This is a genomic window from Brevibacterium sp. (genome assembly GCF_052105255.1).
Taxonomy (GTDB): domain Bacteria; phylum Actinomycetota; class Actinomycetes; order Actinomycetales; family Brevibacteriaceae; genus Brevibacterium; species Brevibacterium linens_B.
This window is the reverse complement of sequence record NZ_JBQDYQ010000089.1, coordinates 1-8,197: the sequence shown is the minus strand read 5'-3', so window position 1 is coordinate 8,197 and position 8,197 is coordinate 1. Positions and strand designations below refer to the sequence as shown.

General features: G+C 66.9%; 8 protein-coding genes and 1 pseudogene. 5 read left to right on the top strand and 4 right to left on the bottom strand.

The features are described from left to right. The first annotated feature begins 326 nt into the window (after positions 1 to 326). Positions 327 to 1,088, top strand: a complete 762-nt coding sequence (locus ACTIIH_RS15320) for a 3-hydroxyacyl-CoA dehydrogenase (protein WP_441452732.1) — start codon at positions 327 to 329, stop codon at positions 1,086 to 1,088. Positions 1,089 to 1,179: 91 nt separating this feature from the next. On the opposite strand, the gene ACTIIH_RS15315 is transcribed toward ACTIIH_RS15320, so the two are convergent. Both ACTIIH_RS15315 and ACTIIH_RS15310 read right to left on the bottom strand, forming a co-directional pair. Further along, entirely contained in the window at positions 1,180 to 1,812 is a 633-nt protein-coding gene (locus ACTIIH_RS15315; RefSeq protein ID WP_441452731.1) for a response regulator, read from the bottom strand. Then, on the bottom strand, positions 1,809 to 3,218 hold the full coding sequence (locus tag ACTIIH_RS15310; RefSeq protein WP_441452730.1) for a sensor histidine kinase: 1,410 nt from the start codon (positions 3,216 to 3,218) through the stop codon (positions 1,809 to 1,811). The genes ACTIIH_RS15315 and ACTIIH_RS15310 overlap by 4 nt, the downstream gene beginning before the upstream one ends. Positions 3,219 to 3,399: 181 nt before the next feature. On the opposite strand from ACTIIH_RS15310, the gene ACTIIH_RS15305 reads away from it, so the two are divergent. Together ACTIIH_RS15305 and ACTIIH_RS15300 are read left to right on the top strand one after the other, a co-directional pair. Further along, entirely contained in the window at positions 3,400 to 4,413 is a 1,014-nt protein-coding gene (locus tag ACTIIH_RS15305; RefSeq protein WP_441452729.1) for a CPBP family intramembrane glutamic endopeptidase, read from the top strand. Then, positions 4,410 to 4,814, top strand: coding sequence for a hypothetical protein (locus ACTIIH_RS15300; protein WP_101555329.1), 405 nt, complete (start codon positions 4,410 to 4,412; stop codon positions 4,812 to 4,814). Before ACTIIH_RS15305 ends, ACTIIH_RS15300 begins: the two co-directional genes overlap by 4 nt. Here the strand turns inward: ACTIIH_RS15300 and ACTIIH_RS15295 are convergent. Next, positions 4,756 to 5,655 (bottom strand): hypothetical protein, encoded by a 900-nt coding sequence (locus tag ACTIIH_RS15295; protein WP_441452728.1) that lies wholly within the window; start codon positions 5,653 to 5,655, stop codon positions 4,756 to 4,758. The genes ACTIIH_RS15300 and ACTIIH_RS15295 overlap by 59 nt on opposite strands. Positions 5,656 to 5,867: 212 nt before the next feature. Here ACTIIH_RS15295 and ACTIIH_RS15290 point away from each other — a divergent pair. Further along, positions 5,868 to 5,984: pseudogene (locus ACTIIH_RS15290) on the top strand (DNA-binding response regulator); the annotation flags it as partial. A gap of 48 nt (positions 5,985 to 6,032) precedes the next feature. Here ACTIIH_RS15290 and ACTIIH_RS15285 read toward each other — a convergent pair. Further along, positions 6,033 to 7,064, bottom strand: a complete 1,032-nt coding sequence (locus ACTIIH_RS15285) for an NAD(P)H-dependent flavin oxidoreductase (protein ID WP_441452727.1) — start codon at positions 7,062 to 7,064, stop codon at positions 6,033 to 6,035. A gap of 613 nt (positions 7,065 to 7,677) precedes the next feature. On the opposite strand from ACTIIH_RS15285, the gene ACTIIH_RS15280 reads away from it, so the two are divergent. Beyond that, positions 7,678 to 8,197 (top strand): aminotransferase class I/II-fold pyridoxal phosphate-dependent enzyme (locus ACTIIH_RS15280; RefSeq protein ID WP_441452726.1); only part of this gene is annotated, 520 nt, incomplete at its 3' end.

Here is an 8,197-nt window from a genome sequence, read left to right as displayed (position 1 = left end):
CCGAGGTCTCGGCCGCCCCGTTCGCCTCCATGGTCGACGACATCGTCGCCTGGGGCGAGGCCCTGAAGTCCGTGCGCGAAGCCGGTGCCGAGGAGCGGGCCGCCTGAGTCCACCCTCGCAGCTGAGCTGAGACAGGCCCGCCGGTCACCCGACCGGCGGGCTTCGTCGTCCCCGCGTCGACCGACACCCTCCCCGTTGCGACCGTCGCCGTCGTCGAAGTAATCCCTCACCGAGGCGGCCCCACTCGACCGCGCACAGTGACCGTCCCCACACTTGCGTTAGAGTCGCAGTGATCAATCGTTCACTCTGCGATGCAAAGGACACTCATGGATCTCACGAACACCGTCGCCCTCGTCACCGGCGGAGCCTCCGGACTCGGCCGCGCCACCACCGAACGCCTCCTGGCCGCCGGCGCCCAGGTCGTCATGGTCGACCTCAACGCCGAGGTGGGACAGCAGGTCGCCGCAGAACTCGGCGAATCCGCCCACTTCGTCACCGCTGACGTGACGAACGAAGAGCAGGTTCAGGCCGCCGTCGACACCGCCACCGGGCTCGGCGCTCTGCGCGTCGTCGTCAACTGCGCGGGCGTCGCCACCCCCGGAAAGCTCGTCTCCCGCAAGGGCCCGCTGCCGCTCGAGGCATTCCAGAAGGTGCTGAACATCAACATCGTCGGCACCGTCAACGTCTGCCGCCTCGCCGCCGCGGCCATGCAGGACCAGGAAGCGGACGGCGAAGAGCGCGGAGTCATCATCAACACCGCATCGGTGGCGGCCTTCGACGGACAGATCGGCCAGATCGCCTACTCGGCGTCCAAGGGCGCCGTGGCCGCGGTGACCCTGCCGATGGCCCGCGAGCTCGCCGCCACCCTCATCCGCGTCGTCACCATCGCCCCCGGCATCTTCGAGACCCCGATGATGGCCGGCCTGCCCGCCGAGGCGCAGGAATCCCTCGGCAAGTCCGTGCCGCACCCGGCCCGCCTGGGCAGGCCCGCCGAGTACGCGCAGCTCGTCGAATCGATCGTCGCCAACCCGATGCTCAACGGTGAGACGATCCGCCTCGACGGCGCCATCCGCATGGCCCCGAAATGATCGGCTGACACCCTCACCGAGGATCGTCTGACCGACAGAGCCGCCCGTCTCCGCAGTCGCGGAGGGGCGGCTCTGCTGTTGAGAGGAATTGTCAGCGGCGGGCGTTGACGAGCAGCGCCAGCTGCACCCGCGAGGTCACCTCGAGTTTGTCGAAGATGCGCGCCAGATGGGTCTTCACCGTTGCCGTCGAGACGAACAGCGACCGTGCCACCTGTGCGTTCGTCATCCCCTGCGCGACCGCCTCGGCGATCTCCCGCTCCCTGGTCGACAGGGACGCGAGCGGATCCTGACCCGACGCCGAGGCGGCCGGACGGGACGACATCAACGTGGCCAGGGCGGTCGCCGACAGGGTGCGGGTGCCGTCGGCTGCCGCGCGAACGGCGTTGATGAGCTCTTCCGGCGGGGTGTCCTTGAGGATGTAGCCGGCAGCTCCGGACTGCAGGGCGCGGTGGATGAAATCGTCGGTGCCGAAGGCCGTGAGCATGAGCACCTGCGGGTGTTCGGGCTCGGACAGCAGCGTCTGTGCGGCCTCGAGGCCGTCGAGCCGGGGCATCCGGATGTCCATGAGCACGAGGTCGGGACTCAGCCGACGGGCGAGGTCGATGGCTTCGACACCATCGACCGCCTCGGCGATGACCTCGATATCGGTCACCGCGCCGAGGAGGAGCTTGAGACCCGAGCGCATGAGCGATTCGTCGTCGGCGATGAGAACCCGAATGCTCATGGCTGCGTCTCCTGCTCGTCGGGGGAATCGGTCGATTCGGTCGTGCCCAGAGCGTCGCCGTCGGTGACGATGTCGGCATCGACGGGGATGCGGGCACGGAGGGTGAACTCCGGGGTCGTCGTCACGATGAGATCGCCGCCCATGGCCTCCATTCTCTCCCGCAGTCCGAGCAGTCCCAATCCGGATCCGGAGACGAGCTGCTGCGCTCCGGCGCGGAAGGCTGGGGCCAGGCCGGTGTGCGGATTGCTGGCGACGAGTTCGAGGTAACCGTCCGTCTCGTCGAAGCCGACCTCGATCGTCACCGTCTGGCCCGGAGCGTGTTTGACCGCGTTCGTGATCGCCTCCTGGACGAAGCGGTAGATCGTCGTGCGCTCAAGAGCCCCGCACCGGTGGAGGAACTCGGCGGCCACCGGTTCGAGGTAGCGCAGTTCGGCGGTGTCGCCCCTGGCCGCGACGAGGCGGTCGATGTCGGGGTCGATGACCGTGCCCTGATCGTCGCTGCGCAGCATGGTGAGCACCTCACGCAATTCGACACCGGAGCGGCGGGCGGCATCGGCGATGAGGCGGGCGTTCTCCCGCACCTCGTCGGGGTCGAGGTCCGCCCGCACAGACAGGGCACCGGAGTACATCGCGATGACGGAGAGGTGGTGGGACAGGGAATCATGCATGTCTCGGGCGATGCCGCGGCGCACCTCGGCGATGGCACGGTCCTGGCGGGAACGTCCGCGCAGCAAGGTCTGTGCGGCGGAATCGATGAAGCCCTGCTCACGAGATCCGCGGATGACACCGATGATGACGAACACGGCGTAGATGACGCCGCCGAAGACGAACACGGGAAGATCGAAGGCTCCCGCCGCCTGCGGGGTGAGGATATAGGTGGCTGAGAAGGATGCCAGCGTGGCGGCGAGTGCGCCGAAGTCGAGTGCCCAGCTGCGCCGGGCCGACAGGGAGACGAGCATGATCGAGGCCGCGATGGCACCGAGGGTGCTGACTGTGCCGATGAGGATGCCGATGATTCCGACGGTGACGGGAATCCAGCCGCCCGGACGGCGCTGGAGCGATTCGACGGATCCGTCAGCGGCGAGGTATTCCTCACCGCCGCGGCCGGAGACAGTGAGGAACTCGCGCAGCTTCTCTGCGGCCAGGACCTTCGGTCTCAGCTGAGTGCGCGGAACTCGGCGTCCGTCGAACGCGAGGACGATGGGCAGGCAGACGAGACCGACGAACCCGAAGGCGAGATGGACGAGGAATTCGAAGAAGAGCGCGTCATCTTGGGCTTCTGCGCTCTCAAGATCCGGCCATTCGATTCCGACGACGATGAAGAGCAGGAGCACACCGGTGACAGCGGAGATGCCGGTCCAGAGGAGGGCTCGCGCGAGCGGGCGGCGGGCGGGGCGAGATGTCACCCTTCGAGCCTACCGGGGCGAGGGCTGTGAGGCTGTCGTCCGAAAGGATGAGTTCTGGCGGGAACTGTGGACGCAGGAGCCCGGACGGAAGCGTTCTGACGTGCGCATTCACCCGATGGGATGACACGGATCATGCCCTTGACCGATGGTGGGCGGCCGCCGGTTTCGAAAGGGTGGAGACATGAGAACTCAACCCCACACACTGCACTATCATCGTCAGTTCGCCGCATTGCCAGTCAACCGGTGGTACAAACCGCTCCTCGTGGCCCTCCTGACCCTGGTGTTCTACCTCATCGCAATAGTCGTCCTCTTCGTCGGCTTCTTCCTCTGGGCACTGTTCGCCCTCGGCGCCGACAGCGACTTCAACGCGTGGTCGGACCAGCTCATCGACATGAACACGACCACCGGCATCCTCTTCGGACTCATCAGCGTGATCCTCATGTGGCCGACCGCCGAGCTCGCGACACTATGCATCTACCGGCGCTTGTTCTCCTCGATGTTCTCGCTCCGCGGCGGCATGCGATGGGGGCGGCTCGGCCTTTATCTGCTGGTCGGCGCGGCCGTATGGGTGGTCTGCGCGATCGTCATGGTCATCTTCTCCGACGGAGCGATGGGCAACCTGACCTCGGGAATCGTATGGAACAGCCAAGTGCTCGCCATGCTCATCGCAATCATCCTCCTCGTTCCCTTCCAGGCGACGGCCGAGGAGATCGTCTTCCGCGGCCTGGCCATGAACATCATCGGCTCATGGCTGCGCCAGCCCGCGTGGGCCGTGCTCATCCCCGTGCCGATGTTCGTCGCCGGCCACCTTTACGACCTGCCGGGACTGATCGACGTCGGCATCTTCGCCGTCATCGTCGGCACCCTGACCATCATCACCGGCGGTCTCGAGGCCGGAATCGCCTTCCACATCGTCAACAACGTCGTCGCGTTCGGTCTGGGTGTGCTCGCCGGTGCCGACCTCAATGCGACGAGCGCACCGACGATGGAGGTCGTCATGTCGATCGCGGCTCCGATCATCTTCGGCACCGTCGTTGTCCTCGATCATCGCCGCCGAAGCGGATCGTCCTTTCGCCGAGGCGGCCCGACCGACCGTGAACCGATGCGTCCCCGCGGGGACAGCCCAGAGAACGAGGAAACCGCGGTGGACAGCGACGTGAACGCCGACACCGAAACGAAAGCGAACCTGTCATGAGCTACTACAGCGAGCTCGCCCAGAACCTGCGCAAGCGCGGGTGTGAAGAAGACCAGGTCCTCACCGTCCTCCACGAGGTCAAAGACAGAGCGGAGGCGGCAGGGACGACACCCGACGCCGAGTTCGGCACCCCCGAAGAGAAAGCCTCAAAGCACAGCGGGAAGCGCGCACGGTCCACGGGCCAGGCGACGCTCAACGTATTCGGATTCGTGGGCGTGTGCTGTGTGGTCGTCTACGCCATCTGGCCGGGACTGTTCGATTTCAAGAACCCCGTGCTGTCGAACTTCGCCGGCATGATCGCGCTCCTCATCCTGCTCGTCCTCGGCGCCTTCGTCGCAGGTTTCATCGACTCTCGTCTGCCGAAGGGGTTCGAGGCTCCGCGGTCAGAAGCCGATCGATGAGCTCATCTGCAGTGATCCCCTCGGCCCGCGCAGCGGCGTTGATGCGATCGAGCGTCGAAGGCGACAGGGCCGGCGCCGGTTGGGACGACGGCTCGGACGACGACGGTTGGGTCGATCGGGCTGACCTCTCGCCGGCGCGGTCGGCGCGCGCAGGCTTCGACCCGGCCCTGAGCAGCAGCGAGGTCAGCGGCACGACGACGACCCCGAGTGCGGCGAGGATCCACACGATCCCGTTGAGGCGGGTCAGCCACTCGAGTTCCCACGCCGACTCCACCCAGATCGTGACGAGAACCAGGCTCGTGCCGAGGCCAAGCAGGCCGAGCGTGATCGGCAGCCCGATCCGCACCACCCGAGACCGGGGCACCAGCAGCAGAATGAGCGAACTGACCGAAGCGACGGCGGTGACAAGCACGATCGACGCGAGCACCTGGTAGAGGATGTCGCCGATGGTCAGGCCGGTGGAGCCGGGGACGGGGTCGTCCCACATGTACGGATCGCCCCAGATGAACAGAATGCTCACCAGCAGGGTGATGAACGCCAAGAGGACCGTGGCGCTGCCGAACCATTGGGCTCGCCGACCGATGTGCGTCGCCCCGCAGAAGGCGGCGACGCTGCAGGCGCCGGTCACCGCCGTCGTGGCGATGACCTGGAACGTCGGTTCGGAATCGATATCGCCGAGCATGACGATGATCCCGCCGATCGCCGCCACGCTGAAGGCCACGACGATGATGACGGCGATCGTGCGCCGCAGGTCCCGGACGAACCGGGACTGCTCTCGCTCCGCGGGTACCGGCGCCGGTGTCGAGGGGTCAGACGGCGTCGATGGGGATGAGTGAGTCACTGTTTCTGCACCTTTCGGAGGGGATTTCAGACAGCAGGGATCCCAGATCGATTATGTCATCGATCCGCAGGCACTCACTCCATCGGCAGCGATGCCCTGACCTCGAAACCACGGTGTTGAGTCGGCCCCACCGGCAGGCTCCCGTCCAAGGCTTCGACGCGTTCGCGCATCCCCTGATGCCGAAACCTCCGCCGAGGTGGCTGTGCCCACCCGCGTCCGTCCCCGTGAACACTCACGTCTCGAGGATCTTGTCGAAGCTGGGACTGCGCGACCGTACCCAGATCGTCGTCGCCGCCGACGACTCCGGGCTGGTCGTCGCCGGGAGCTGAGCGGCGCGGCTCGGAGAGGGGCGTGGGCGGGGGACGCCGGCTCGTTGACTACTCGCGGGCGAAGCCGGCGCCGAGGTCCTTGACGATGGTCTCCGCCGATCCTTCCTGGGCGCTGCGGTAGCCGGTCCCGGCCCACAAGTGCAGGCCGTGCGGGTCATCTGACTTCTTCGCCGCGGACCGGAATTCCTTGGTCAGATGGTGCACCGCAGGGTAGGCATCGACGGCGATCGAGTCGAACGTCCGCACGAAGTCATTGACCAGTGCCCGCGCCGGCCGTCCCGTGAACGCCCTGGTCAGCCGCGTCTCCGTGAACTCGTCGGCGGCGAGCGCGGCCCGATGCGTCGGTGCTGTGCCCGCCTCGTCGGAGCGCAGCAGCAGGGTGCCGACGACGACGGCGCTCGCCCCAGCACCGAGGAGGTCACCCACCATTGCCTCACCGTCGACTCCGCCTCCGGCTGCCACGGGCAGGTCCACCTCGGCGAGGATGTCACGGACGAGATCGACGGTCGCGCGGTCTTCGATGGTCCGCGTCGGATCGGCCGTACCCGAATGTCCGCCGGCACGCGGCCCCTGGACGATGAGCCCGTCGACCCCGACTTCGGAGGCCGCACGGGCCTCGGGGACCGACGTGACGGTGGCGACGACCTGAGTGCCGACGGCGTGGAGGCGGTCGACCGCCTCGGCGGTGGGCAGATTGAAGGTCAGCGAGACCAGAGGAACAGGGTGCTCGGTGAGCCAGTCGAGCTTGTCGTCGAAATGGTCGTCATCCTCGACCGGCTCGTGATCGAGCGTGATCCCGCGGGCGGCCGCGGCTGGTTCGAGCGCCCTGACGAAGTCATCGAAAGCCTCGCGATCGACGGGGACGGGATTCGGAGCGAAGAGGTTGACGCCGAAGTTCGAGGTCGTCTCACGCATCCGTGTGATAAGCGGAGCGAGGGCCTCGACGGTGAGATAGCCGCCCGCGACGAAGGGGAATCCGCCGGCCCGGGCGACCGCCTCGGTGAGCTCGGGCGTCGTCGTCCCACCGGCCATGGGCGCACCGATGATGGGCAGTGAGGTCTTCGCGAAGGCGATCGTCACGGTTCTCTCCTTTTAACGGCGAGCCCGGGCTCGGCGGCTGGCGCCGAGCGAGGCGGCCGCGTGGTCGGGCGTGCTCACCGCCATTCTCACACGACCTGCCGCGGCGAATATGAGGTGGTTGGTCGACGGTATCCCTCGGAAGTATCGATCGGCGGGGCAGAGACTGTCCCTGGCAGTCCTCACCGACTCGGCGGCTCTGTTCGACCTGTCTCACTCCGACCGACCGCTGGAGAATCTGCTGTCGTCCGCACACGGGTGCGCCGGTATTCGCTGACAACGAGCGCATCGCCTCGGCGATTCTCGACGCTGTGTCGGCGGCGTCTGACCGTCGGGTGCTCCTCGCCGGGTGAACGGCCGAGACCGGTCGCCACGGGGGCCGGTCGCCCGGGACAGCGAGCCGCCTCGGCGAAGAACTGGCGTCGGTAGGACCACGGTCACATGGGACGGCGAGCCGACTCGGCGGGTGATGATGACGTTTAGCGTCGAAAGATGACGGACATTATGACGTGGAATGACCGCGCGTGTCATGGAGCGCGCGCGTGGGGTCCACGGCAGATCAGACTGATGGTGACCGCAGAAGCAGCGGTCACCATCTGTGAAGGAAGGATCCGCCGTGAGTTCATTTGCCACCGAGCCCACAACACCCGCCGGAATCTCGACCCGATCGGTGCACTCGGGAGCTATGCCCGAAGCGCACACGGGTTCGGTTGTGGCTCCGATCTTCCAGACCTCGACCTTCATGATGGACACCCCGGGCGACACTCGCGCAGGCTTCGACTACGCGCGCACCGGCACCCCGAACCGCAGCGACCTCGAAGAGGCACTGTGCGTACTCGAGAATGCGACGTTCGCAGCCGCGGTCAACTCAGGCACGTCCGCCGAAGTGGCGGTGTTCTCCGCGCTGCTGGGACCCGGTGATGAGATCATCATTCCCCGCGACGTCTACGGCGGCACGTACCGCCTGCTGAAGAACGAATACGAACGGTGGGGCGTGGGCATCCGTACCGTCGACCTCACCGATACGACTGCGCTGGCGGCCGCAATCAGCGAGAAGACCGCGATCGTGTGGGTCGAGACGCCGAGCAACCCCGGCCTCGACATCGTCGACATCGCCGAGACCGCTCGGCTCGCGC

Coding starts and splice junctions, on each gene's coding strand:
- ACTIIH_RS15300 (WP_101555329.1), top strand. CDS start 4,410: ATGAGCTACTACAGCGAGCTCGCCCAGAACCTGCGCAAGCGCGGGTGT.
- ACTIIH_RS15305 (WP_441452729.1), top strand. CDS start 3,400: ATGAGAACTCAACCCCACACACTGCACTATCATCGTCAGTTCGCCGCA.
- ACTIIH_RS15315 (WP_441452731.1), bottom strand. CDS start 1,812: ATGAGCATTCGGGTTCTCATCGCCGACGACGAATCGCTCATGCGCTCG.
- ACTIIH_RS15320 (WP_441452732.1), top strand. CDS start 327: ATGGATCTCACGAACACCGTCGCCCTCGTCACCGGCGGAGCCTCCGGA.